The sequence below is a fragment of the Ekhidna sp. genome, assembly GCF_965227465.1.
Classification (GTDB): Bacteria; Bacteroidota; Bacteroidia; order Cytophagales; family Cyclobacteriaceae; genus Ekhidna.
This window is the reverse complement of sequence record NZ_OZ245746.1, coordinates 3838918-3863725: the sequence shown is the minus strand read 5'-3', so window position 1 is coordinate 3863725 and position 24808 is coordinate 3838918. Positions and strand designations below refer to the sequence as shown.

At 40.0% G+C, this 24808-nt stretch carries 23 protein-coding genes; 13 read left to right on the top strand and 10 right to left on the bottom strand.

All coding sequences use genetic code 11. The features are described from left to right. Window positions 1-16: 16 nt before the first annotated feature. Window positions 17-388 carry a DUF4783 domain-containing protein gene (locus ACO05G_RS17030; RefSeq protein WP_421763826.1) on the bottom strand — a complete coding sequence of 124 codons (372 nt, stop codon included), beginning with the start codon at window positions 386-388 and terminating at the stop codon, window positions 17-19. Window positions 389-484: 96 nt separating this feature from the next. Here ACO05G_RS17030 and gpmI point away from each other — a divergent pair, with 96 nt between their 5' ends. After that, on the top strand, window positions 485-1987 hold the full coding sequence (gene gpmI / locus ACO05G_RS17025) for a 2,3-bisphosphoglycerate-independent phosphoglycerate mutase (RefSeq protein ID WP_421763825.1): 1503 nt from the start codon (window positions 485-487) through the stop codon (window positions 1985-1987). A 94-nt stretch (window positions 1988-2081) separates the two neighbouring features. Continuing rightward, a complete protein-coding gene (locus ACO05G_RS17020; protein ID WP_421763824.1) occupies window positions 2082-2633 on the top strand; it encodes a hypothetical protein in 552 nt (183 codons plus the stop codon). Here the strand turns inward: ACO05G_RS17020 and ribH are convergent. The 3 genes from ribH to pdhA all read right to left on the bottom strand — a co-directional run bounded on the left by ribH (window position 2630) and on the right by pdhA (window position 5071). Beyond that, window positions 2630-3112 (bottom strand): 6,7-dimethyl-8-ribityllumazine synthase, encoded by a 483-nt coding sequence (ribH, locus tag ACO05G_RS17015; protein ID WP_421763823.1) that lies wholly within the window; start codon window positions 3110-3112, stop codon window positions 2630-2632. The genes ACO05G_RS17020 and ribH overlap by 4 nt on opposite strands. Before the next feature lie 108 nt (window positions 3113-3220). Then, complete coding sequence (locus ACO05G_RS17010; RefSeq protein WP_421763822.1) at window positions 3221-3916, bottom strand: tetratricopeptide repeat protein; 696 nt, start codon at window positions 3914-3916, stop codon at window positions 3221-3223. A 138-nt stretch (window positions 3917-4054) separates the two neighbouring features. Then, window positions 4055-5071, bottom strand: a complete 1017-nt coding sequence (gene pdhA / locus ACO05G_RS17005) for a pyruvate dehydrogenase (acetyl-transferring) E1 component subunit alpha (protein WP_421763821.1) — start codon at window positions 5069-5071, stop codon at window positions 4055-4057. Window positions 5072-5129: 58 nt separating this feature from the next. On the opposite strand from pdhA, the gene recF reads away from it, so the two are divergent. From recF to ACO05G_RS16985, 4 genes are read left to right on the top strand one after another with little or no spacing between them, the layout of a single operon-like run. Next, window positions 5130-6191: a DNA replication/repair protein RecF gene (gene recF, locus ACO05G_RS17000; protein ID WP_421763820.1), complete on the top strand. Its 1062-nt coding sequence runs from the start codon at window positions 5130-5132 to the stop codon at window positions 6189-6191. Window positions 6192-6203: 12 nt separating this feature from the next. Next, complete coding sequence (locus ACO05G_RS16995; RefSeq protein WP_348283101.1) at window positions 6204-6494, top strand: DUF721 domain-containing protein; 291 nt, start codon at window positions 6204-6206, stop codon at window positions 6492-6494. A 20-nt stretch (window positions 6495-6514) separates the two neighbouring features. Continuing rightward, the gene (locus ACO05G_RS16990) at window positions 6515-7663 is read left to right on the top strand and encodes a hypothetical protein (RefSeq protein ID WP_421763819.1); all 1149 of its coding nucleotides are present in this window, start codon (window positions 6515-6517) and stop codon (window positions 7661-7663) included. Next, window positions 7663-10182, top strand: a complete 2520-nt coding sequence (locus ACO05G_RS16985; RefSeq protein WP_421763818.1) for an IPT/TIG domain-containing protein — start codon at window positions 7663-7665, stop codon at window positions 10180-10182. Before ACO05G_RS16990 ends, ACO05G_RS16985 begins: the two co-directional genes overlap by 1 nt. 20 nt (window positions 10183-10202) lie before the next feature. Here ACO05G_RS16985 and ACO05G_RS16980 read toward each other — a convergent pair whose 3' ends face one another. Further along, a complete protein-coding gene (locus tag ACO05G_RS16980) occupies window positions 10203-10865 on the bottom strand; it encodes a DUF6048 family protein (protein ID WP_421763817.1) in 663 nt (220 codons plus the stop codon). Further along, a complete protein-coding gene (locus ACO05G_RS16975) occupies window positions 10846-11286 on the bottom strand; it encodes a hypothetical protein (protein WP_421763816.1) in 441 nt (146 codons plus the stop codon). The genes ACO05G_RS16980 and ACO05G_RS16975 overlap by 20 nt, the downstream gene beginning before the upstream one ends. Before the next feature lie 116 nt (window positions 11287-11402). Here ACO05G_RS16975 and rimO point away from each other — a divergent pair, with 116 nt between their 5' ends. The 7 genes from rimO to ACO05G_RS16940 all read left to right on the top strand — a co-directional run bounded on the left by rimO (window position 11403) and on the right by ACO05G_RS16940 (window position 21533). Further along, window positions 11403-12719 (top strand): 30S ribosomal protein S12 methylthiotransferase RimO, encoded by a 1317-nt coding sequence (gene rimO, locus ACO05G_RS16970; RefSeq protein ID WP_421765723.1) that lies wholly within the window; start codon window positions 11403-11405, stop codon window positions 12717-12719. Between the two features lie 16 nt (window positions 12720-12735). Then, window positions 12736-14289, top strand: coding sequence for a bacillithiol biosynthesis cysteine-adding enzyme BshC (gene bshC / locus ACO05G_RS16965; RefSeq protein ID WP_421763815.1), 1554 nt, complete (start codon window positions 12736-12738; stop codon window positions 14287-14289). A gap of 58 nt (window positions 14290-14347) precedes the next feature. Continuing rightward, window positions 14348-15433, top strand: a complete 1086-nt coding sequence (locus ACO05G_RS16960; protein ID WP_421763814.1) for an alanine racemase — start codon at window positions 14348-14350, stop codon at window positions 15431-15433. 2 nt (window positions 15434-15435) lie between these two features. Beyond that, window positions 15436-16584, top strand: coding sequence for a glycoside hydrolase family 3 protein (locus tag ACO05G_RS16955; RefSeq protein WP_348283093.1), 1149 nt, complete (start codon window positions 15436-15438; stop codon window positions 16582-16584). A 40-nt stretch (window positions 16585-16624) separates the two neighbouring features. Further along, window positions 16625-17500: a bestrophin family protein gene (locus ACO05G_RS16950; RefSeq protein WP_348283092.1), complete on the top strand. Its 876-nt coding sequence runs from the start codon at window positions 16625-16627 to the stop codon at window positions 17498-17500. 26 nt (window positions 17501-17526) lie between these two features. After that, window positions 17527-18426 carry a hypothetical protein gene (locus ACO05G_RS16945; protein ID WP_421763813.1) on the top strand — a complete coding sequence of 300 codons (900 nt, stop codon included), beginning with the start codon at window positions 17527-17529 and terminating at the stop codon, window positions 18424-18426. Window positions 18427-18539: 113 nt separating this feature from the next. Beyond that, on the top strand, window positions 18540-21533 hold the full coding sequence (locus tag ACO05G_RS16940) for an ATP-binding cassette domain-containing protein (protein WP_421763812.1): 2994 nt from the start codon (window positions 18540-18542) through the stop codon (window positions 21531-21533). On the opposite strand, the gene lipA is transcribed toward ACO05G_RS16940, so the two are convergent. From lipA to ACO05G_RS16920, 4 genes are read right to left on the bottom strand one after another with little or no spacing between them, the layout of a single operon-like run. Continuing rightward, window positions 21530-22411: a lipoyl synthase gene (lipA, locus tag ACO05G_RS16935; protein WP_421765722.1), complete on the bottom strand. Its 882-nt coding sequence runs from the start codon at window positions 22409-22411 to the stop codon at window positions 21530-21532. The two genes, ACO05G_RS16940 and lipA, sit on opposite strands and share 4 nt — an antisense overlap. Window positions 22412-22464: 53 nt before the next feature. Then, window positions 22465-23172 (bottom strand): hypothetical protein, encoded by a 708-nt coding sequence (locus ACO05G_RS16930; RefSeq protein ID WP_421763811.1) that lies wholly within the window; start codon window positions 23170-23172, stop codon window positions 22465-22467. Window positions 23173-23209: 37 nt separating this feature from the next. Continuing rightward, on the bottom strand, window positions 23210-23587 hold the full coding sequence (gene ytxJ / locus ACO05G_RS16925) for a bacillithiol system redox-active protein YtxJ (RefSeq protein ID WP_421763810.1): 378 nt from the start codon (window positions 23585-23587) through the stop codon (window positions 23210-23212). 24 nt (window positions 23588-23611) lie between these two features. Then, the gene (locus ACO05G_RS16920; protein ID WP_421763809.1) at window positions 23612-24772 is read right to left on the bottom strand and encodes a hypothetical protein; all 1161 of its coding nucleotides are present in this window, start codon (window positions 24770-24772) and stop codon (window positions 23612-23614) included. Window positions 24773-24808 lie beyond the last annotated feature (36 nt).

Genomic DNA, 24808 nt, shown 5'->3' with positions numbered 1-24808 from the left:
GAATTGGCGAAATAAGTTACTCCTGACTGAAATTCAAAGTATCAATCAGGTATTTGTCGCCTATCTTCTTTATTATCATCACTACACGATGTGCTCCTGAATTGTGCGTATATCTTCCAATTGTATAATTCAGACCTTCTGAAGATCCCTGGTGGATATAGACAAAATTTGTCGGAGCATTTTTTACAAAAAATTCTCGCAAAATCACTTCTGCTTGCGCTTTGCTATAATTTGAGCTTTCTCCGTTGATTTTAATCTCAACGGTATTGTTGCAGAACTTAATCAGCTCTTTAGCACTTCCAGCCTTCATTGCTGTACCAATATCCTTCATTACCTCATCCTGTACAGGAAAAAGCAACATGGAGAACATAAAGAATAACATTTTCATCTACTTCTCAAATCTTTGTACACAATGTAGTAAAAACCATGCCCAATTTATTCATCACCTATCTACATTCAAAAACGACCCTTCTATATTTGCCGTATGAACAAGAAAGTTATCCTCCTTATTCTTGACGGCTGGGGAATTGCGAAAGACAAATCAGTTTCAGCTATTGATACCGCTAAAACGCCATTTATGGATCGAATGTTCAAAGATTACCCGCACAATACACTTGAAGCTTCAGGCTTAGCTGTAGGTCTGCCTGAAGGACAGATGGGAAATTCTGAGGTTGGCCACATGAATATTGGTGCTGGAAGGGTTGTATATCAAGACTTGGTAAAAATTGGTAATGCCGTAAAGGATGGGTCCATTGCAGAAAATCAGACATTAAAAGCAGCTATGGAATATGCCAAAAAGAATGAGAAGCCTATCCACTTAATTGGGTTAGTCTCTGATGGAGGCGTTCACTCACACATTGATCACCTGAAGGGGCTTCTCACCACCTTGTCTGATCAGGATTTTCATGAGGTTTTTGTTCACGCATTTACAGATGGAAGAGATACCGATCCAAAAGGAGGAGTAGACTATTTGAGAGATCTACAGCGCCATATGGCAGATACAACCGGAACATTAGCAACCATTACCGGAAGGTATTATGCCATGGATCGGGATAACCGTTGGGAACGCGTAAAACTCGCCTATGATGCAATGGTGCATGGAGAGGGCAAGGTCGTTCAGGATCCCCTAAGAGCAGTGGAGGAATCCTATATGGAAGATGTAACTGACGAATTCATAAAACCTATCATCTGTACTGATGGAAAAATTAAGGATGGTGATGTGGTGCTTTGCTTCAACTTCCGAACGGACAGAGGAAGACAAATTACACAGGCACTCACACAGCAAGACTTTCCGGAACAGGGAATGAAAAAAATGAATCTTCATTATGTCACCATGACCAACTACGATAATTCATTTAAGGGAGTCCATGTGATGTATGGCAAAGAAAACCTCAACATGACACTTGGTGAAGTCTTGGAAAGAAATCATAAGAAGCAAATACGCATAGCAGAAACTGAGAAGTATCCACACGTCACATTCTTTTTCTCAGGGGGCAGGGAGCAACCTTTTGAAGGTGAAAAGCGAATTCTATGTCCGTCCCCCAAAGTGGCCACTTATGATCTTCAACCGGAGATGAGTGCGTTTGATATTCGCGACAAAATCATTACGGAGCTCCAAAACAAATCTGCGGATTTTGTCTGTTTAAATTTTGCCAATCCGGACATGGTAGGTCATACAGGGGACTTTGAGGCAGCAGTAAAGGCATGTGAAACAGTGGATAAATGCGCAGAAGCAGTCGTAAATACAGCGCTTGCAAATGATTACCTCTCCATAATTATTGCGGATCATGGCAACTCTGATATGATGATTAATCCGGACGGCACACCGAATACTGCCCACACCACGAACCTTGTCCCCTTCATACTAGTTGATAAAGAATTCAAGGGAGAAGTAAAAAGTGGAAAACTTGGTGATTTAGCCCCTACTATTTTGAAATTTATAGGCCTTGAGTCACCGGAGGAAATGACAGGCAATGTGCTTGCTTAAAAAATCTATCATTTCGCACCTGAGGAATCTTAGATGACTCTAATGCAGAAGGAGAAGTATAAAAAAATAAGTTAGATATCTCATTTTAATCAATATGTCAGATTTCTTATCAAAAAGATATTATTTCGTAATCATCCCTTTGCTCTTCAGCTGCCAAAAGTTGAAACCTGAATCTGTGCAGATTCCGGAATATCCTGATTTTAAGCAATTGATGGTAGATCAGGTAGACTTTCTGGAGAATAAAGGAATAAGAAAGACGGTCTGGTTAGAAGGGGAAAGCGAAACCAAAACCATTGATATGGATTCTGCTAAATGGGCGGATGAGCTTTCTTTTCTACAGGAATTAAATCCAAATCAACCGGAATATGTAGGTGCATTTATAAAATCAAACGAAGCTGGTTACCAGGTTTTGACGTTGGGAGAAAAGGAGTCCGGAGCTTTGAAAAAAGTAAAATTCTCACGAAAAAATGATTGGTACAGTTCCATTCAAATTACCCTTCACGAGGACAAAGATGTTTACATCCATCATCGTGAAATTGAAATGAGCTTTGAAGGAGGTGTACTAAATTCACTTCAAATCGATGGCTACCAAAAAATGATGCTTAAGGATACCGTGCGGTTTGGGGTTGAAATTAGCGTTGATTAACGCTTAACCCCCAACATCTTAATCGCTGTAGCTGCAGCTTCGTCTCCTTTATTGCCGTGTTTTCCTCCCGCGCGATCCAATGCTTGTTTCATTGTATCAGGAGTTAGCACCCCGAAGATGACAGGCTTGTTGTATTTCAATGATACATTCGTAATACCATTTGCCACCGCATCACAGATGAAATCAAAGTGTCGGGTTTCTCCTTGTATCACACAACCCAAGCAGATGACTGCATCAACATCTTTCCGTTCGGCCATCCACTGACCTCCCAGGCTCAACTCAAAGGTTCCTGGCACATTCATTCTCTCGATATTATCTCGTGTTGCTCCTGCACCTATCAGGGTTTGATAAGCACCTGAGTAAAGTGACTCGGTCACTTGCTCATTCCATTCCGCTACTACAATCCCAAACTTGAATTTGCTAACGTCGATCGATGAACTGATTTTAACGTCGCTGAGGTTTTTTTCTGCTGATGACATGGTGTAAAATTAAAAAAGGAAGTCATCCTGAGCATGTCGAAGGATAAACTTCCTTTTAAAAAGATGCTGACAATTCCATTGCGGAACGATTCAGCATGATTTAATATTTTATTGCGCTAAAGCTTCCAGTCTTGCTTTTTGCTTTTTCGCATCGTGAATTTGCGCTGAATTCGGATAATCATTAATGATTACTGAATACGTGCTTGCTGCAGCTGTAAGATCACCGTTTTGCTCTTGAGCTATTGCTAACTTCTTAAGATAGATCGGAGTAAACGATTCATTTTCCTTGTAATCAACCGCTTTATTATAAAAGCTGATTGCGTTAGAAAAGTCATCCATTTCCATGTAGGAGTCTCCAATTAGCGAGTATGCCCTTCCTTGAAGAAGGTAATCATCACTGCTAAATTCTTTTAAATGTCTGATTGCTCCATCAAAATCTCCCAATTTCAGATATGAAGCTCCTGCATAAAAGTTAGCAAGGTTTGCTGCTTTCGTGCCCGGGAACTCATCCATAATTTCAAGAAAGCCGTAGCTGTTACCATCTCCATTCAATGCCAGTCCCAGACTGTCCGCATCAAAATAGAATTGAGCCTGGAATAACTCTTCCTGAGCAGTTTGGTTTTGATTCGTGATGTAGTAATTATACCCAGCGAAACCTACGATCAGTAGGGCAAGGACTCCTCCAATGCCAAATACCATCGCTTTATTTCGCTTGTTGCTAAAAAACTCATTGGCTTTCTCAACGATTGCATTTGGATCCTCAAGAATCTCTATGCCGTCATCATGCTTTTTTCCTTTTGCCATTTTCTTTTAAAATCTATTCTTTATTGCACTCCTTTCATGTGGTGCTTCTTGGTCTCAAATAAACTTTCCGCCAGTTCGGCAGAAAATTGCGGTCGCAAAGATATATTTTTTGTTCAGATGTGTAAGGCTATCAGCTAATTATGTGTTGACAAATGGGTAATCATTTTCAACATAATTATCTGTGTAGGCTTCTGATGCCTCCGGCCAAGGAGATTCTTCAGCAAATTCTACTGCTTTGGCAACCTCTTTTTTTATCTCATTATCAATCTCTTTCAGCTCATCTTCAGTAGCCCACTTTTTCTTTAAAATGGTCTGTTTTACCTGCTCAATTGGATCTTGTTTCTTGTATTCCTCCAGCTCTTCTTTCGTTCTATATTTTGCCGGATCGGACATGGAGTGTCCTTTAAAACGATACGTTCTGAATTCCAGGAATGTAGGTCCATCCCCTTTTCTTGCTCGATCCGCAGCTCTTGCCACTGCATGATGTACATCTTCTACTTTCATAGCGTCTACAGGCTCGGATGGCATGTCATAAGCTTCTGCTAAGGTATGTAGCTCCGTAACGTTCGAAGTTCTTTGAACAGAAGTTCCCATTGCATAACCATTATTCTCTACCACAAAAATCACTGGCATCTTCATGGTCATGGCCATATTGAATGCCTCATGCAAGGCTCCCTGGCGAACTGCTCCATCACCCATGTAACAGATGCATAGACTTTTAGTGCCTTTGTACTGTTCAGCAAATCCAATCCCAGCTCCCATCGGAATTTGTGCGCCAACAATTCCATGACCTCCCATAAAATTCACTTCTTTATCGAACATGTGCATGGAGCCCCCTTTGCCTTTTGAAACACCTGTTGCTTTTCCAAACAACTCTGCCATTATTCTTCCCGGATCTGTACCCAATGCAAGTGGGTGACCGTGATCTCTATAGGCAGTGATCCACTTATCATCCTTTTCCAGTGCAGAAACTGCCCCGGAAGCACACGCCTCTTGCCCAATGTATAAATGACAAAATCCACGAATTTTCTGTTGGCCATAAAGTTGGCCTGCCTTTTCTTCAAACCTTCTCATCAATTGCATAGAGCGAAACCACTCCATGTATTGATCTTTAGAAAACTCACCAGATTTTTTTGTAGTCTTTTTAGCCGCCATAGGACCCAATTGTTTGTTTTACTTTGCTGAACGGATAGCGAAATTACAGCAAAAAACCATGATCCTAAAAAGCCTGAGGCTTACATCCTTTAAGAATCACCCGGATTCAATTTTTGAATTCGGTGAAAGGGTGAACTGCGTCCTTGGAAAAAATGGTGTTGGTAAGACCAATTTATTGGATGCCATCTACTATCTGTCCTTTACAAAAAGTGCTGTTGGGTCACAAGACAGGTTAGCCATTACCCATAATCAACCTGCTTTTACCCTCTTTGGTCAATATGAGGAATTGACCCTTGCCATTCAGTTTGAAAAAGGGAAGGTTAAGACGGTTAAGATAAATGGACAAGAGCCGGATCGTTTGAGTGATGTGATAGGACAGGTTCCCCTGGTAATTGTTTTACCTGATGACACCTCCATGATCAAAGAGGGTAGTGAAGACCGAAGGAAGTTTTTTGATGGTGCGTTATCACAATTCGATAGTGAATACCTGAAATCGTTGATGAAATACAACAAAGTATTAAAGCAACGAAACAGCCTGCTGAAGGTAGAGCAAGGTAGAAGTCTGAATAAAAAACTCCTCGAAACGTACGATGATCAGCTAATTCCTCTCGCCCAATCAATTAGCGGTAAAAGAAAAGAAATGGAGGAAGTGTTTCTTCCTTTTCTACAAAAAAATTATGCTGCCTTGCATGAGGGTAATGAAGTCCCGAACTTAAAATTTAAATCTCATGTAGGAGGTGATTTTGCACAGCAGTTTACAGCTAATCACCCGAAAGATCAGATTATGCAACGCACGTTGCTGGGCAGTCATAAGGATGATTTTGAGTTTCTTCTTGATGGGGAGCTTATCAAAAAGTTTGGCTCTCAGGGTCAGCAAAAAACGTTCATTATTGCATTAAAACTGGCATTGTATGATTTCCTAAAAGAACGGACAGGGAAAACTCCGCTACTTTTATTAGATGATATTTTTGACAAGTTGGATGACTCCAGGATAGCCCTGCTTGTGTCAATTCTCTTAGATAATAAGCGATTTCAACAGATTTTTATTTCAGATGCACGAAAAGATCGAAGCAAAGAACTTTTCAAGAGTCAGAAAGCGATAAAGTTTATAGACCTTTGATCCACAATCATCATGGAAGAAGATCCGATTAAAAGTTTCCGTAATGCCTTTAAGGGTTTCCTCAAAGAGGAAAATCTAGAGCATACCTACAAGCAAAAGCAGGTGATTGCAGATTGGGAACGAATCATGGGCAAGACCATCGCCTCACGCACCACTAAAATGTTCTTCAATCAAAAAACTTTATTTGTTAAGCTCTCCTCAGCACCATTGAAAAGTGAGATGCAAAATTCAAAGGCTCAAATCATCTCTCTGATTGAAAAGGAAATTGGTAAGGGCGAAGTTGATGATGTAAGGTTTTTATAGTTGCGTGTTAAGTTTGCTAGATGAAAAATATTCTGGCTGCATTATTAGCCTTCTTCATAACGCATATTAGTTTTTCCCAGAATGATGAATTCACAGATGGTTACATTATAACTAAGGACGCTAAAATTGTGTTCGGAGACCTTGCTTACAGAGGTGGGAAAGAGGCTCATACTTCATGTATTTTAAAAGCCAAAAACGGTCAGTTAACAGAATATTTTCCTGACGAGTTAAATGGATACGGATATGTGGGTGGCGTGCTCTACAATGCAGTTCCTTCTGATGCCGTATTCGCAAAAACCATTATCAAAGGCAGTTTAAGCTTATCACAATATGAAAACAAATTTTACCTCCATCAATCAGATCAATTATACAATCTGAATAAAGACGGCCTAGAGTCGGTCAGACCATTGCTAGAATCTTGCCTGACAACTCCGGAAATAAACAAGAACTTAAAATTTAAAGAAAAAGCATTAAGGCAGCTGGTCATTAGTTTCAATCAATGCCAAAATGCTGACTTTACTTCATTTGATGCAAAGAAGCCGGACGTTCAAATGGAGTACGGTTTGATTGCAGGGTTTACCAAAACCTCGCTCCAGTTCTCTGAAAGTTATCAGTATGAGTACCTTCAAGGAGATTTTGAATCTTCAGATCCCTTCTATGGTTTAGCAATAAATTTGTCGCTACCTAAAACGGTAAGGGGTTTATCCTTTCAACAAGAGATTCAATTTACCAATAGCTCACGTTACAATTTTCAAACGTCTGAAAGAACAACGGAAACCAAATACTATGATACCTGGATAGAAATGAAAGAAATGCTATTCCCCTTTTCAGCAAAGTACGCTCCATGGGACATTTCAGGGTTTCATCCATACATTCAAGTTGGAATTACGTATAATACGCTTTCTGCTGAATCATTGGTACAGACTACTTCGGTAAGAGGAAATGTAGTAACACCAGAAGAGGATCGTGAAAACCCTTTTGATGTGAAAGAAAGTAATTTGACAACCTGGTATGGGTTAGGTCTTACGCGAGAATTTAAATCGGTGAAAACTGATTTTTTTGTAAGATATTTTTCGGGTCGAAATGTGAGTAATACAGCGCGCCTGCAAGCACAAAACAGCCGCATGAGTTTTGGACTCTTGATTAGTTACATTCAAGTATTCTACTAATGAGGAAATTAATAAACGTCACTCTCCTCGCTCTGCTAATTCTTGCCATAATTTCTTGTGGAGAGGATGATCAAGTATCATCTCGCGAATTTCCCAAATTGAACACCCTGGAGGTTTCGAATATTACTGCAAACGGAGCTACGTTTAACGCTGAATTCTCCTTTCGAGGAGACTTTGAAATCACCAGCTATGGATTTGTTTGGTCAAGATTCTCGAAGGATTTTACGCTAGATAATTCCGATAAAGTAATCATCCACAAAAACATAAATGAGCCCGCCTTTTCTTTAGATGTCTTATCCGCACTAGAAGAGGATAAAACCTATTATGTAAGATCCTTTGTCAAAACGGATGAGTTTATTGTGTATGGTCAAGCAAAAGAATTTATTAGTCTTGGAAGTAATGCTCCTCAAATTGATAATGTATCTCCTCTCAGTATTTTTTATGGGGATACGGTTTCAATATTCGGTGCAAACTTCAGCTTTGCAAAAGATAATAATCAGGTCAAGTTTGGAGGTGTTAGTGCAGAAGTGGCAAGCGCAACCGACACCTTACTGCATGTTTTAGTGCCTGAATTAATTCAATCCGAAAATTCAACACTCTCTGTATCGGTTGCCGGAAATGTATCAGAGTCCACAGAAACCTTAAACTTTATCGGACCTGAAATCACCTCATTATCCAAAACGGAGGTGGTTTATGGAGATACGGTAGAGATTTTTGGCAATCATTTTGGATACCATGAAGGGCTTAATTCTGTTAAGATAGCGGAGGAGGAGATTGTAGTATTAGAAACCGATTCAACAAAAATTAAAGTTGTACTACCAGTTACAAACAAAAACTTCACCATTTCCATTACGAATTCAGTTGGCCAGACTAGCGCAAGTGAACTAACTACACTTGATCCCATCCTTACTCAAATAACACCAGATGAGGGATTTTATGGTGATGAAATTGAAATCAAGGGTAATCACTTTGGGTACATAGAAGAAATCGTTGAGGTCTATTTCAATGATCAGAAGGCAGAGATTGTCTCATTTTCGAATGAATCGATTGAAACAAGACTACCAGAAGGATTAAAAAATCCGATTACAGCAAAGGTTTTGGTAAGTGGAACTGAAACAAACCTAGCCGAATATTATTATCTGGGGCCTCAAATTGATTCATTTTCACCAAAAAATGGAACTTGGGGAGATCAAGTAACCATTGTTGGAAATAACTTTTCAACTACTCCTTCGGAGAATACTGTTATTGTTGACGGAATAAATGCAGAAGTATTTTCAAGCACACAAAATGCCATTGTAATTTCAATCCCGAACGAGGTTAATAATAAAGATTTTCTTATTAAAGTTGAAGTGAATGACGTCCAAGTAGAAGCGAAAGAGGAATTCACAATGAATGACCCTGTTATAAGTTCAATTACTCCTTCTTATACCAAGGTTTCAAATCAAAAAATTGTAGTTGAGGGAAGTAACTTTAATCCTGTTCTTAATGCTAACAGCCTTACTTTCAATGAAATTAATCTGGATATAACCTCCTCTACGCAAAGTAAAATTGAGGCAATTCTACATGAAACTGTTATCGAAAATCTTCTTGTCACTGAGCTCATCAAAGCACCTATTATTCTTAATAATGTGGTTGGAGAAATTTCTTCAGACCTATTAACAATCGATTATAAAACTGCATGGGAAAGTCTTTCCTTGTTTGACCTCTCCAAAACGATTGCGTCTTATCAAATTGGTAGTATCGGATATATTATTCTGTCCGATAGAAAGTTTTATCAATACGACTCTAAAAAAGACAACTGGACAAGGTTATCCAGTTTTCCAGGAAGTGTAAGCCCAGGAACAACTAGAGGAGGAGGTGTTTACTTCGAGCTTAATAATAAACTTTACTATGGACTAGGGTCTACGACTTACCCATGTGAATCCAACCCAAACGCTTTCTGCCGAAAGCAATGGAGTGACTTTTGGGTCTATGACCCGATTTCAGGTGTCTGGAATCAATTGAATAGCCTACCAATTGAGGGTTCCAACGCCAGCATAAGCGTACTTGATAATGAGGCATATTTGACACGAATCGTAACAAGTGATGGCCATAGACTCATTACACTTAAATATAATTCCACTCAGGATACGTGGAGTGAACTATCTCCTCCTATCGCTAACAATAGTGGTATCTATACTTTTACCTTAAGTTCTTTTACCTGTGATAATAATCTCTATGTGGGTTATCAAACCTATGATGATAAAAATGTTTTCAGAGTTTATGATCCTTCAAATGATTCATGGTCTGATCATTTTACTGAAACCTCTAACGGCTATTCACCATGGAGAATAAAAGAAACCAGTAATGGAGTTTTTATTCTCAATGAGAATTTTTTAAAGAAATATAACCCGACAACAAATGAGTTGATTGAATTTGAAAAGCCAGAGAGTTCCCTAAAGTTTGTGCCGTTTTACTTCGACTCTCTTTTATATGTTGGCTCATCTTCTAATTTCTTTACTTTTAATCCCGATTTCTAGAGCCACTAGTCAATGTCTTTTTACTTCTCCCTAAACGGCAACCTCCACATCAAATAATAGTCGAAAGCAGTAGAGTTTTGTCGAGTGGTCTTGCCAAACCCAGGGATGTCATAGGTTTTAAGATCCCCTTCTCCATTGATCTTTCTGGAAAATTGCCATCGCATAGTAAAGCCCATGTAGAGATTCGAAACTACCTTTCCTCTTAGGCCAAATGCTACTTCCAGCCATCGAGCTGATAGGTCGTCATTGGTCAGGGAATAGGTTCGCTCCCCGAACCCCTGATCTGCAGTAAAAATCATCTGATCTTCGAAATTGGCACGAGCGTATCTCAAGCCCAATGAAAGTACATTTCCACTCGCTTTATCCTTGGTGAAATTGCGATCTATTCCTGCCCTGAAATAGTTTCCGGTATTTCGATAATCAAAAGTTTCTCCTCTTTGATGTTCTTCCACTCCGTAATCAAACACCACATTGTATAAGTGTATGCCAATCGCCGTTTCTATTTCGTGAGAGGTATAGTCGCTTCCGGAAAGAGATCTTCCACTCCTGATGGCATTGAAGCCAACCTTCAACTCATGCGGCCTGAAATCGACCTTCTCCTTTTTTTTGACAGGAGTTTGCTGTTGTCCCACTGCTGCGAGGCAGGCCACCAAAAAAATAAGGCTAAAAGTAGATCTCCACATTGGTGCTTATTTGTCTATTGGTCACATTTCCAACGACCACTGTCGAATCAAAAGTTTGTCTAACTGTGTCTAGTCCTAAAAAAGTAAAAGATGGGTCACACTTTGGATCAAAAATGGTCACTTCCACCTCCTCATAACTCATCTCCAATTCAAAAGAAGTGGTATCTGAGTCAAAGAAAAACGTCGGGGTTTGGTCTTCGGGGTTTAAAGGAAGGCCAACTCCTGTAGAATCTTCAAACGGAGTAAACGTATACGGTGAGTCCTCCGCGGTGATTTCAAAACCTATCTTTTTCGAAGATCCACTTTCTAAATCATAGAACCGAACGATCATGAAGTCCAGATTGTCATCTGTATCACAGTTTTCAATATCCCGACAGGATAGGACCGATAATCCCACTAATATGAACACGAGTTTTTTCACAGGCTGGCAAAATTAAACCTTAAAGGTTTCTAATTGAATGTAACCCTAAGATTTCGATTAGCTTTGCAAACGCCAGGCGGATGAACCATAATAAGATCGCGGGGTTTATTAAAGACATGAAAACGAAGGGGTTAAAGAAAACAAAAGTCAACATCGTCACACTCGGGTGCTCCAAAAACCTGGTGGATTCTGAAGTCATGTTGACTCAGCTGAAGGGAAACAATATTGATGCCACGCATGAGTCCACTAAAGATGATGCTAATGTGGTGGTGGTAAATACGTGTGGATTCATTGATAATGCCAAACAAGAATCCATTGATACCATCTTACGATATGTAGATGCCAAGCAAGAAGGCTTGGTTGAAAAGGTCTACGTGTCAGGATGTCTTTCGCAGCGATACAAGGATGAGCTCAAGGAAGAAATTCCTGATGTTGACGCCTGGTTTGGAACAGGGGATCTGCCTGCTCTACTTAAGAAATTCAAAGCCGATTATAAGAAAGAGCTGCTTGGTGAGCGAATTATAACGACCAACAAGCACTATGCATACCTCAAGATCGCAGAAGGGTGTGATCGTCCATGCAGCTTCTGCGCCATCCCTTTAATGCGAGGAAAGCATGTATCCAAACCAATGGAGCAAGTGGTTGCAGAAGCAGAGTCATTGGTTCGTCAAGGCACCAAAGAAATTTTGCTCATAGCCCAGGACTCTACCTATTATGGGTTGGATCTTTACAAAAAAAGAAATCTTGCAGAGCTCATGGACAGGCTTTCGGATGTCGAGGGGTTGGACTGGATTCGATTGCACTATGCATTCCCAACCGGCTTCCCTGAAGATGTGCTCGATATCATGGCCAACCGGTCAAACATCTGTAATTACCTGGATATCCCTCTGCAACACGCCTCTACCAATATGCTGAAGATGATGCGGAGAGGAACAACCAGAGACAAGACAGAAGCTTTGTTGAACAAAATGCGATCAAAAGTACCGGACATAGCAATCAGAACTACTTTGATAGCCGGACATCCGGGTGAAACGCAGGAAGACTTTGAGGAGATGCTAGATTTTGTTGAGAAAAACAGGTTTGAGCGACTAGGGATATTCACCTATTCACATGAGGAAAACACCCACTCATACAATTTTGAGGATGATGTACCGGACGAAACCAAACAAGAGCGGGCAAATGCCGTAATGGATTTGCAGGAAGAAATTTCCTTGAGCATAAATGAGAAAAAAGTCGGTAAGGAATTCAAAGTACTAATTGATCGCATGGAGAGTGGAACATTCATTGGTAGAACCGAGTATGACTCTCCGGAAGTTGATAATGAAGTGATCATTCCGGCTAACCATTCATATTTACGGATTGGAGATTTTGCCCAGGTAAAAATTACTGACGCCTCAGCCTTTGATCTGTATGGCGAAACAATTAAGAAATAATCGACTTAACTAAAGCGTGCGCACCGAAACCTTACCTTTAGATGAGACTGACTGTTTTTCGCAGTTCTTTATTGACTACATCAGCAAGAAGGAAGAGTTAGCTCCATATTATGGAGAATTTCCCTCCATCCAGAATTTCAAAAAAGTAATTGAGCAGCGCAACTTTAAAGTTGAAAACCGATCTGTTTTAGTTGAAGAACTAGAGAATCAATACAAAGGCCTTGAAATCAATGCTGCAGTTTCAGGTAACATCAAGTCGCTCGCAGATTCCAAAACGTTTACCATCACCACCGGGCATCAACTAAACATTTTCACAGGTCCGCTTTATTTTATTTATAAAATAGTGACAGTGATTAATGCTTGCAAAGCATTAAAGCAAGCATACCCTGAGTACGATTTTGTCCCAGTGTATTGGATGGCAAGCGAGGATCATGATTTTGACGAAATCAATCATTTCTTTTTTGAAGGAAAAAAACTTGTTTGGAAAACTGATCAAAAAGGTGCGGTTGGTCATTTCAATCCAGCCGGAGTAAAGGAACTAGTTGATCAACTTCCAAAAGGAGCGGAGTTCTTCAAAGAAGCTTACAATCAGGAGACGCTGGCAAAAGCAGGAAGGGCTTATGTCAATCACCTTTTTGAAAAAGAGGGATTGGTTGTAATTGATGCAGACAGTCCGGCATTAAAGAAAATCTTTACTCCAGTTATTGAGGATGATTTATTTGTGCACTCATCAAAAGATCTCGTTGCTAAAACGTCAGCCTCACTGGAAACCCTGGGTTATAAAACTCAGGTGCATGCACGACCGATCAATTTCTTCTATTTAGCAAAAAGGGTTCGCGAAAGAATTGAGAAAACAGAGGATGGGTTTCAGGTCGTAGATACTGACATCAAATGTAGTGATGATGAGATGCGAAAGTTAATTGCATCTAATCCTGAGCGATTTAGTCCAAATGTTATTCTACGGCCACTTTATCAGGAAACAATTCTTCCTAACCTGGCCTACGTGGGTGGCCCATCGGAGGCGGTCTATTGGCTCCAGCTAAAGTCCGTTTTTGACCATTTCGAGACTCCATTTCCTCTCTTGATGCCACGAAATTTTGCATTAATTATTCCAACTACAACTTCCTCCAAGTGGAAGAAAACGGGTTTAGAGGAAAGAGACCTATTCCTTAGCTCTGAAAACGCTTTTGAAAAATGGGTGAAAACAAATTCTGATCATGACCTATCCTTTGATGCGGAATTGCAAAAGCTCAAAGACCTTGAAAATTCGCAAAAGGAAAAAGCTATTGCCGTCGACCCTACATTAAAACAACATTTAGAGGCCCTTTTTACTTCTTTCTCCAAACGAATCGAAAAAGCGGAGAAAAAGCTGGTTCGTGCAGAAAAGCGACTCCATTCAGATCGAAGAAATCAAATACAATCAGTAAAAGAATCTCTTTTCCCGGGAGGAAGCTTACAGGAACGTAAGGATAACTTTCTGAATTTTTATCTAAAAGATCCCCAATTCATTCAAAAGCTTTTACAAACATTCAATGCATTTGATTATCGTATGTATCTACTGCATGAGTAATCGCTAGCAGTTTGATCAAGAGATACTTATTTTTAAGTACGAACCGAAACAGCTAAGTATGGAAATCAAGACTCCCACACTCCTGGTCGATAAAGAAAAGGCTTTAAAGAATATCAAAAAGATGTCCGAAAAGGCTAAGCACTCAAATGCCGCTTTACGTCCTCATTTCAAATCCCATTTTTCTGAAGAAATAGGTAAATGGTTTAGTGATTATGGAGTCAGTGCTTGCACGGTAAGTTCGGTCTCTATGGCCCAATACTTTGCCTCGAAAGGCTGGGACGATATCACCATCGCTTTTCCCTATAATCACTTAGAACACTCAGAAATCTCTGATCTTGCTAAAAAAATCGATTTAAACATCCTGATTGAGTCGGAGGAAAGTCTTGCACATGCGAAAAATAATATAGCAGGTACCCTCGGGTACTTCCTGAAAGTTGATGTAGGTACGCATAGAACAGGCATAGACCCGAGAAACACCAAACTAATCGCAAGTTTGGTGAATCAATCGAGTAAGCAACTAGCGTTTAAAGGCTTTCTTGCTCATGCAGGCCATACCTATGGCTGTACAGACACAGAAAGCATCAAGTGGATTTTTGATGGTGCTGTCAAAGTCTTAAGCGAACTCAAGGATAAATTTGGTGGAATCATTTCGTATGGCGATACCCCTTCATGTAGCATCATTGATGATCTATCTTTCTGTGATGAAATGCGTCCTGGAAATTTTGTTTTTTATGACTGGATGCAACAAAATATTGGTTCATGCTCTATCGAAGAAATTGCCGTTTGCCTGGCATGTCCTATAGTTTCCATCCACAAAGATCGTGGTGAGGTGGTCATTTATGGTGGTGGAGTTCACTTATCTAAAGATCACATTATAGAAAAAGACGAGTACGGGAAAGGGTCAAAATGCTTCGGGAAGGCGGTTAAACTAAGTGACCTTGGATGGGATACCAAGATTATTGGAAATGTTTCACGCGTATCACAAGAGCATGGAATAATAAAAATGTCGGAAGAAGCTATCGCTCATGTAAAAGTTGGTGACTTGATTGGTATACTTCCAGTACATTCGTGTCTCACCGCCGATTTACAAGGATATTACCTCACTACACAAGGTGAGAAAATTGATAAGATGAACAAGTTCTAAGAATGCAAAAAATATTCTCGCTGCTACTAGCCGTGCTCGCACTTTCAGGTTATGCTAAAACCGACCCTCCGAAAGATTCCATTGATGTGATGATTGGTCAAATGATTATGATTGGTATTGGTGACTTCAATCTAGTTGACACGGAACAATCCATATTCAAAGAAATCAAAGATGGAAAGGTAGGTGGTGTAGTGCTTTATGAGAAAAACATTTTATTCGAAAGCCCAAAACCTGAATTGGCACTTTTGGTGGAAATGCTTCAAAAGAACGCTTCAATACCTCTGTTTGTAAGTATCGACGAAGAGGGAGGAAAAGTGACTCGTATGAAGACACGATATGGGTTTCCCAAGAATGTGTCTGCTCAGTATCTGGGGGACATGAATAATTTAGACTCAACAAGTTTCTATGCAAATCAAACGGCAAGCATTCTAAGCAGCTTTGGCATCAACATGAACTATGCTCCGGTAGTCGATGTGAACATTAACACAAAGAATCCAGTAATAGGAAAACTGGAAAGAAGTTATTCGAAAGATTATAAAGAGGTTATTCAGCAGGCTTTGGAGGTAATTAAACAACACAATAAAAGAGGTGTTGTTCCTGTTTTGAAACACTTTCCCGGTCATGGTAGCAGTAAAAATGATACCCACTTGGGAATTGCAGACGTTACCAATACCTGGCAATTGGAGGAGCTGTATCCTTATAAGGCTCTGATCGATAGTGGGGTTGTTAAGGCAGTAATGACTGCTCACATCGTAAACAAAACACTGGATGGTGAAAAAAACCCGGCAACTCTTTCCAGGCGAATTGTAACGGGCATGCTAAGAGAGTTTCTTGAGTTTGATGGGGTGATTATTTCTGATGACATGCAGATGGGAGCAATAAACAACGAGTATGGATTAAGAGAAGCAATAAAACTATCCCTGGAAGCAGGCGTAGATATGCTCATGTTTGCGAACAATGTTTTTGATTATGAAAGGGTCTCGGCAACTACTATTCATGCGATTATTAAAGACCTGCTCTTCGAGGGCTATGTCACACGTGAACAAATTTATGTCTCCTATAATCGAATTATGAAGTTGAAAGCAGAAACAGGGCTATGTGATGAAGATTACTATCGCTCTTTAAAAAATAAGCTCCGTGTTTACAACTAAGCACCAATTAAAAACCTGATTTTACTATCTTCACCAATCCATGATCCAATACAATCCCAAATCGTGGTTTTCCTTAATCTTTGACGTCTATAGTAGATATGTCATAAGAGCGCTATTCCCGTTGATTTTATTTGCGGGAGTACTCACATCAGTTTTGTGCTTCATATTCATTGATGTCCTAAACATTGTAATAGTAGATACCAAAGCATTTCACTCTATCCTTGGGGTAATTCTTGGTTTATTCTTGGTATTGAGAACAAATACCGCATACGATCGATGGTGGGAAGGCAGAAAGTTGTGGGGCCAGTTGGTGAACGACACACGCCAGCTATCTATTAAAATAGCAACGTTCTTACCTGAGGACGCTACGGAGGACCGGCTTTTCTTTAAGAAAATGATTCCTAACATCACTTTTGCTATGAAACACCATCTCAGAGATAGCATTCTCGTCGGCGAAATGGATTTTTATGATGAAAAGGTGAAGGATCGCATTATTAATAGCAATCACAGACCCAACATAATCAATAAGATTCTGATGGAACGGGTTATGGATATGAACAAGAGAGGATTAATTACTGCGGATAAGTTGTTCATTCTGGATAAGGAAATTAAAGGTTTTACGGACATCATAGGTGCATGTGAGCGAATTAAGTCTACGCCAATACCTTACTCATATAGCATGTTCATCAAGAAATTTTTGTTCATCTACTGTATCACTTTACCAATGACCTTTATTGGAGAGTTTGGGTACTGGTCAGTTATACTTGTCGTAGTTGCATTCTACTTTTTGATGAGCGTAGAATTGATCTCAGAAGAAATTGAAGACCCATTTGGTCGTGATATAAATGATCTTCCACTCGACGAACTTTGTGTGAAGATCAAAAAGAATATTATAGAAATTTTCAACAATAAGTAACTTAGGCAACCGAAAACAATTAAAAAATGAAATTCAATCAACTTAAACTAGCCTCTTTTGCGCTTTCAGCCGCTGTTCTAATCTCCTCTTGCGGAGGTGGTGGTAGTCAGGAAAAGTCATCCGACGCAAGTTCTGAATTTGATGCAGCTAAAGAACAGGTAGCTGCAGATGTATCAAAAGTCTTAAAGGATCTTCCTCCTCCATCAGAGGTTCCATATCTTTTGATGAATGCAGGGGCCGAATTTGATCCAACAATTGTTAACTCGCTTGACAAGATTGAGTCTTATCAAAGTGATGAAACAAAAGCAGCCTTAAACCTTGGTGTTTACGCCACAGATATTGGATACCTCGCCTCATATGAAAAATCTGAGCTGGCACTTGATTACATGGGTGAATGCCAGAAGCTAGCAGCGCCGGTAGGTGTAGCAGAAGCTATTGACTATGGAATGATCGCTCGCTTTGAGTCAAATATGGAGAACAAAGACTCTTTAACTTCCGTCATCAATGATGTAATGCAGAAGTCAGGTGAGCGCCTAAGCGAGCTTGAAGAACTTAATAGTGCGGCTCTTCTTCTGGCAGGAAGTTGGATCGAGGGTGTTTACATTTCAACGACCATTGTTAACACGTATCCAGATGATCTTCCTGAAGAATCCAGAACGTTGATTCTTGAGCCACTTGTAAAAATTGTGATCGATCAAAAAACTTCACTTAATGACCTTCTTCAAGTCATGAATGATGTGCCAGAGTCGGAGGCAGTTAACAATATGAAAGCAGAACTTGGAAAAGTAAAAGCTATCTATGACGGAGAGCTTGCCGAAGTTGAGAAGCAGATTTCTGAAAATACAGGAGGTTTTGTTTTGAAGCCGAGCACACTAGACAATCTAGCTGCTGAAGTAACCAGAATCAGAACTTCTATCGTTGAATAAGAAGCTAAATCAAGAAAAACTGAAAGTCGTCAGCTGATGCTGCCGACTTTTTTTTTGATTGGTAGAGATAGAATGTCCTAACTTTATCATCATCTAATCTAACCGGCCCTCACATGAGTGAAGAACTTCTCAAAGCGATCATTCGCCTCCTCGTTATTGTAGCAAAAGAGGAAGGTGAAGTTGATGAAAGTGAAAAAGAATCCGTACGTGAATTTTTATATGAAAATGTAAGTCGTGATGACACACGTCATTATCTGAAGGTTCTGGACGAATACGTAAATGAGATTGATACAGGAAAAGATGATCATAGTCAGATAGAAGCCATCACTTCAAACATCAATAATGAATTAACGCAACAGCAAAAACTGGTTGTTATGGTTCGTTTGATGGAGTTAATTATTGCAGATGGAATAATAACAGAGAGAGAGGGGCATCTCCTAAATTTGATCGGCAAGCATTTCAAATTTGATTCGGAAACTGTTGATGCAATCACTCACTTTGTGATCAACAGAGACCCAAATAATTACCCTGATATTTATTCAGTGGTCATTTCTGGAGCAGATGATCCCGATAGAAAGAGTCATATTCACCTGGAGAATTTAAAAGGTCATATCGCCTTTTTCAAGATTCCTAAAATTGAAACCGTTTTTTTTAAGTTTTATGGAGCCGATATCCTGACCCTGAATGGGTTGATGGTGTCTCCCAACAAAATCAAAGTGTTTTCCACCGGTAGTGCCCTTAAAGGGAAAAAAACCGAGCGACTTTATTACAGCGATGTGATCAGTATTTTCAGGGATGAGATTACTGAGACAGACGTTTCATTCGTTGCTGAAAACATTTCATACAAGTTTCCCAAAGGAAATATAGGGCTCGTTGATATTAATATCTCTGAAGCAAAAGGAAAACTTTTCGCCATCATGGGAGGTAGTGGTGCTGGTAAGTCCACCCTATTTAATGTCCTTAATGGTACTTCAAAGCCTTTCCAGGGATCAGTTAGAATCAATGGAATTGATATTTATAAAAACCCAAAAGAGGTTGAAGGAATTATTGGTAACGTACCTCAGGATGACTTACTAATTGAAGACCTGACTGTTTATCAGAATCTCTACTACGCTGCTAAACTATGTTTTGACCATACAGAAAAATCGGTTTTAAATGAGCTCGTAACAAAAACGCTTGACTCACTTGGACTAACCGAAGCAAAAGACCTGAAAGTTGGAAACCCCCTTCAAAAAACCATCAGTGGTGGCCAGCGAAAAAGGCTGAATATTGGTTTGGAGTTGTTACGGGAACCATCAGTTCTTTTTGTAGATGAGCCCACTAGCGGCTTGTCTTCGAGAGACTCGGAAAACATCATGGATTTGCTAAAAGAGCTGTCCTTGCGTGGAAAAATGGTGTTTGTTGTGATACACCAGCCTTCTTCAGAAATCTTTAAGATGTTTGATCGCTTATTAATTCTAGATACCGGAGGTCACCAGATCTATTATGGCAACCCGGTAAAAGCGGTTACCTACTTCAAGAACATCGTGGAAATGATCGATAAGGATCAAAGCGCTTGTATTGAATGTGGAAATGTTAACCCTGAGCAGATCTTCAATATCATCGAAATGAAGGTTGTGGATGAATATGGAAGGTTTACCAATAAACGAAAATATACACCGGAACAATGGCACGAACAGTTTCAGAATAACATCAAAATTGAAACTGCAGAAGAGATTGATACTAAACCCGAGAAGTCGTTAGATCTCCCAAACAGATTTAAGCAAGGAGTTATCTTTCTTCAACGAGATGTTCTCGCTAAGATCAGTAACCGACAATACGTATTGATCAACCTACTTGAGGCTCCTGTGCTTGCCTTATTATTGGCGTTGATCACCAAGTATGCACCACAAGGTTCCGAATATACTTTTTACAAGAATGAGAACATCCCTGTTTTCTTCTTTATGAGCATCATCGTAGCACTGTTTATGGGATTGACCGTAAGTGCGGAAGAGATCATCAAAGATCGGAAAATTTTAAAAAGAGAGGCTTTTCTCCACCTGAGTAAAATGAGCTACCTCTCCTCCAAAACATTGCTCTTGTTCTGTCTATCTGCGGTTCAGACCTTATTGTTTGTGGTTGTTGGTTCACTTATCCTTGAAATTCAGGGAATGACAATCTGGTATTGGATTATACTTTTCTCAGTGTCATGCTTCGCGAATATTTTGGGACTAAACATCTCAGCAGGATTTAATTCGGTTATTACCGTTTACATTCTTATCCCGCTATTAATCATCCCACAACTTATTCTCAGTGGAGTAGTCGTAGATTTTGACAAGCTGAATTCATCTTTTGCGAACAGAGAAAAAGTGCCATTTATTGGAGAGACTATGGCCTCACGATGGGCTTATGAAGCCCTTGCGGTTACACAGTTTAGAGATAACCCACACAATCAGGAAACATATGCGCTCGATAGAGCTGTTGCAATTAATACGTATAAGTCTGTGTACTATGCCAAGTACTTACAAGAACACCTGGATTATTGCTTTGCGAATAAAAACTTTATAGGAAGAGCAAGTCAGATGCAATTGCTCCAAAATGAAATCAAAAAGCAATTAAAAATATTTGGAGCTGACAAGCTTCCCGTTGTTGATCAACTTACAGAAAACGGACTAACCAAGGATGTGTACCAGCAGACTGCTGAATTTTTATCTGCCATACGTTCGGTTTACAACGCCAGGAGAAAGAAAGCAAAAGACGAGCTGGATGCGCTCATTGCAGAGAAAACTAAAACTCCTGAGCTTGAAGATAGCTTTATGAAAAATCGAAACACTTATGAAAATGAGCGAATAGGACAAATGGTAAAAAACATCCAAACTAAAAGGAGGGTGGTAACTTCTGGAGATGAACTGGTACAGAAAATCTATCCCATTTACGCAAAAAATGAACATCCTGACCATGCATTAGACTTTAGAACGAACTTTTACTATCCAGAAAAATATTTTGCAGGTCAATACATCGACACGAAGGTTTTCAACGTCATCATCATTTGGTTAATGACGATCTTGTTATTTATTGCTGTTTACTACGATTGGCTTAGAAAGATTATTCGAAGCGGTCGTTTTTAAATCGGCACATTGACATGTCTTTCTGCATGGTAAGAGGATCTTACTAGTGGTCCGGATTCGACATACTTAAGTCCTCTTTTCAACCCTTCTTCTCTGAAGTGATCAAATTTATCCGGGTGCACAAATTCTGCCACCTCTATATGTCGTTTGGTCGGCTGTAGGTATTGGCCAAGTGTAAGAATATGTAGTCCATGAGCAACTAAATCATCCATTGCTTTATACACCTCCTCATCGGTTTCTCCAAGCCCCAACATAATTCCTGATTTAGTTCGCTTGCCTGCCTCATATGTGAGCTTAATCTGCTCAAGGCTTCTGTTGTATTTAGCTTGAGGACGAACTCTTCTGTACAGTCCCTCTACGGTCTCCATGTTGTGGGAAACAACCTCCTGACCCCCTTCTATCATTCTATACAATGCGTCCCAGTTGCCTTTTACATCCGGTATCAACGTTTCTATAGTTGTTTCCGGCGAGGCGTTCTTTGTTTCAATCACCGTTTGATACCATATCTCAGCCCCGCGATCTTTCAACTCATCTCGATTTACTGATGTAAGTACCGCATGTTTTACCCCCATCAACTTAATCGCCTCTGCTACGCGCTTTGGTTCTTCCTCGTCATATTCAGGTGGTCTTCCTGTAGCAACAGCACAAAATGTACAGCTTCGAGTGCATACATTTCCTAAAATCATAAAAGTGGCGGTTCCTTCTCCCCAGCACTCTCCCATATTTGGGCAATTTCCACTTTCACAGATGGTGTGAAGCTTGTGCTGATCCACCAGCTTTCTAACTTTTGCGTAGTTTTCACCTACAGGTAATTTGACCCGTAACCAATTTGGTTTCTTTTTTCTTTCCGGCTTTTCTACTACTGGTAAATCAATCATACGCGAATATTCCAAATGAAATGCAAATTTAATTCAGGATGGATAGAATCCCGTTATTTTCGGGTTCCCCAGAACAATGTGAAGAAAACAGAAGTAAAAACAGATTTGTTCGGTTGAGTTGGAACAAGCTCAATTTCTTTTGTAAAAGCCTCTGCCATAACACCTACTTCAACTCCGGCTACATTACTTCTATAAGTTCCGAACTCAAAGAAGACTGATCCCTTTGCGTGGAAACCGGGAGCAAAATCTGCTTCACCAAGACCTTGGAAAAGTTTACCTGGCCCAGCAATGCTTTGTGGAGACGGATGGTTTACTACATTAAACTGGGAGTATTGCTGATCACTACTCAGTACATAGTATGGTGTCACAAGACCAAATGTTGGCCCCCCTGCTCCTGCAATGCTAATCTGTACCCCCTGTTGATTCGCTTTTCGAAACATCAGTTTTTCCAAACCATAACTTGTTCGAATGGAATATAGGTAGTTTGATTTGCCGTAAATAAAGCCGGCACCACTCAGTCCGACGTATCTGGCCTCACTAGGATGCTTGACGTTAGAGAGCTCCAGCCCAAAGGTCTGATAAATATCATCTCCTTTTTTCCGGCTATGTCTTAGCATCAGCCCACCAATAAGCCCTCCGTTTGTATTTTTATTTATTCCCCAAATCCATTCTGAAGTATATTCAAAGTCCTCCCCCTCAAAGAGCTGAGCGCTGGCGAGTAAAGGAAGAACTAGCAAGATGGATATATAATACTTCTTCATGTTTGGCTATAGCATAACAAAAATAATGCGTAAGTCCCTAAATTTTTTTTGCTTCACTATTCAATTCGTCATAGCTAATACCCATGTGAGATGAATGAAAAACTGATTTGCCATCCTTTATCAGGATTGTTTGAGGGGACTCATGCCTAATCCCATATTTTTCGGCTATTTTATTTGAAACCTCTCGATTCGCAATTAGGTCAACAAAATAGGGAGTAAAAGCAGCTTCCGATTCAAATGAGCGTTCAAATCTGCTAAGTGACATAGCGCTTATTGAACATCTGGTACTATGCTTAAAGATCAACACCGGCTTCTCTTTCGAGATTTCATCAATCTGAATCAACTCATTAACATCTGTAAGTTGATTCCATGGGATATCTACTTTTTCAGATTTTGAAAATAAACTTGAAAACATAAATTTTTAATTATTAAAACGGGATCAATTATTCCAGATCACCCGCTCTTTTTTATCAAACTTGGGTTCTTTTACTTTTTCATTAACCCCGTTTGAGTTCTGCTTGTTCCCGTTTAGTCGCGTCCAGAAAATATTCCACTTTCTGAACATCTTTCGAACCTTTGGACTATTGAATTTCATCGCCACGTGATAGTTGCTGCTTGGGTGCTGATCTCCTATTCTACGATGTTTAACCTTCATATCCCCTTGCCATGTGGAAGACTCATTGTAATACCTGGTTAACTTTTTCCAGCGCTGGTCTACCACAAATCGATGCTTCGAGTTGGAATACCTGGGTCTAACTTTATAGTCGATTCCTCTAAAAGGATTACCTGCCGAATAGCGTGGCGAAACCTTATAGTCTCTCGAAGTAAATGGCATTCCCTGAGAGTAGCGAGGGCTTACTTTATATCGCTGACCTCTGAAAGGGTTTCCAAGAGAATATCGAGGGGTCACTTTATAATCTCTGCCACGAAATGGCATGCCCTGAGTGTAGCGCGGAGTGATTTTATAGTCTTTGGCTTTAAAGGGCGATCCTTGAGAATAGCGAACACTTACTTTGTAATCTTTTCCTCTGAAAGGATTAGATGGCGAATATCGAGAGGTAACCTTATAGTCTCTTCCTTTAAATGGAGATCCCTGAGAATATCTTATGCTGATTTTATAATCTCTGCCTCTAAACGGATTTGACGGAGAATATCGGGGGGTCACTTTGTAGTCTTTGACTCTGAAAGGGTTACCTCCGGAGTATCGTGGTGAAAATTTATACTTGCTGCCCCTAAATGGATTTCCAAATGAATACCTGGGTGTCACTTTATAATCTCTGCCTCTAAAAGGATTTCCTCCCGAGTACCTGGGTCTGGCAGAATATCTTTTCTGTTTTTCTCTTACAGATGAATAACGTGGAGAGGATGATCTTGATAGTCGAAAAGGAGAAGATGCACTCGAGTATCTGGGTGAGGTCCTGGCTCCAGAAGCGGGAATGCCCGTACTCTTACCAGGTTTCTTCTTACTTCGAAAAAACAGGAATCCTTTACGTTCAACTTTTTTCGTTTTTAGCCTGCTATCGTTATCCTCAAGCAATTGAGCTTCAGCAGTAACGATCACTGCGCCAAGTAAAATTGATATAATAAGAACCCGTTTCATTTACTCCGTGCCTTCCAAAGGTTGGCAATTTAGGTC

Bases quoted from the DNA above. Each gene is read 5' to 3' on its own strand.
- ACO05G_RS17030 (WP_421763826.1), bottom strand. From the start codon at position 388: ATGAAAATGTTATTCTTTATGTTCTCCATGTTGCTTTTTCCTGTACAG.
- gpmI (WP_421763825.1), top strand. From the start codon at position 485: ATGAACAAGAAAGTTATCCTCCTTATTCTTGACGGCTGGGGAATTGCG.
- ACO05G_RS17020 (WP_421763824.1), top strand. From the start codon at position 2,082: ATGTCAGATTTCTTATCAAAAAGATATTATTTCGTAATCATCCCTTTG.
- ribH (WP_421763823.1), bottom strand. From the start codon at position 3,112: ATGTCATCAGCAGAAAAAAACCTCAGCGACGTTAAAATCAGTTCATCG.
- ACO05G_RS17010 (WP_421763822.1), bottom strand. From the start codon at position 3,916: ATGGCAAAAGGAAAAAAGCATGATGACGGCATAGAGATTCTTGAGGAT.
- pdhA (WP_421763821.1), bottom strand. From the start codon at position 5,071: ATGGCGGCTAAAAAGACTACAAAAAAATCTGGTGAGTTTTCTAAAGAT.
- recF (WP_421763820.1), top strand. From the start codon at position 5,130: ATGATCCTAAAAAGCCTGAGGCTTACATCCTTTAAGAATCACCCGGAT.
- ACO05G_RS16995 (WP_348283101.1), top strand. From the start codon at position 6,204: ATGGAAGAAGATCCGATTAAAAGTTTCCGTAATGCCTTTAAGGGTTTC.
- ACO05G_RS16990 (WP_421763819.1), top strand. From the start codon at position 6,515: ATGAAAAATATTCTGGCTGCATTATTAGCCTTCTTCATAACGCATATT.
- ACO05G_RS16985 (WP_421763818.1), top strand. From the start codon at position 7,663: ATGAGGAAATTAATAAACGTCACTCTCCTCGCTCTGCTAATTCTTGCC.
- ACO05G_RS16980 (WP_421763817.1), bottom strand. From the start codon at position 10,865: ATGTGGAGATCTACTTTTAGCCTTATTTTTTTGGTGGCCTGCCTCGCA.
- rimO (WP_421765723.1), top strand. From the start codon at position 11,403: ATGAAAACGAAGGGGTTAAAGAAAACAAAAGTCAACATCGTCACACTC.
- ACO05G_RS16960 (WP_421763814.1), top strand. From the start codon at position 14,348: ATGGAAATCAAGACTCCCACACTCCTGGTCGATAAAGAAAAGGCTTTA.
- ACO05G_RS16955 (WP_348283093.1), top strand. From the start codon at position 15,436: ATGCAAAAAATATTCTCGCTGCTACTAGCCGTGCTCGCACTTTCAGGT.
- ACO05G_RS16950 (WP_348283092.1), top strand. From the start codon at position 16,625: ATGATCCAATACAATCCCAAATCGTGGTTTTCCTTAATCTTTGACGTC.
- ACO05G_RS16945 (WP_421763813.1), top strand. From the start codon at position 17,527: ATGAAATTCAATCAACTTAAACTAGCCTCTTTTGCGCTTTCAGCCGCT.
- ACO05G_RS16940 (WP_421763812.1), top strand. From the start codon at position 18,540: ATGAGTGAAGAACTTCTCAAAGCGATCATTCGCCTCCTCGTTATTGTA.
- lipA (WP_421765722.1), bottom strand. From the start codon at position 22,411: ATGATTGATTTACCAGTAGTAGAAAAGCCGGAAAGAAAAAAGAAACCA.
- ACO05G_RS16930 (WP_421763811.1), bottom strand. From the start codon at position 23,172: ATGAAGAAGTATTATATATCCATCTTGCTAGTTCTTCCTTTACTCGCC.
- ytxJ (WP_421763810.1), bottom strand. From the start codon at position 23,587: ATGTTTTCAAGTTTATTTTCAAAATCTGAAAAAGTAGATATCCCATGG.
- ACO05G_RS16920 (WP_421763809.1), bottom strand. From the start codon at position 24,772: ATGAAACGGGTTCTTATTATATCAATTTTACTTGGCGCAGTGATCGTT.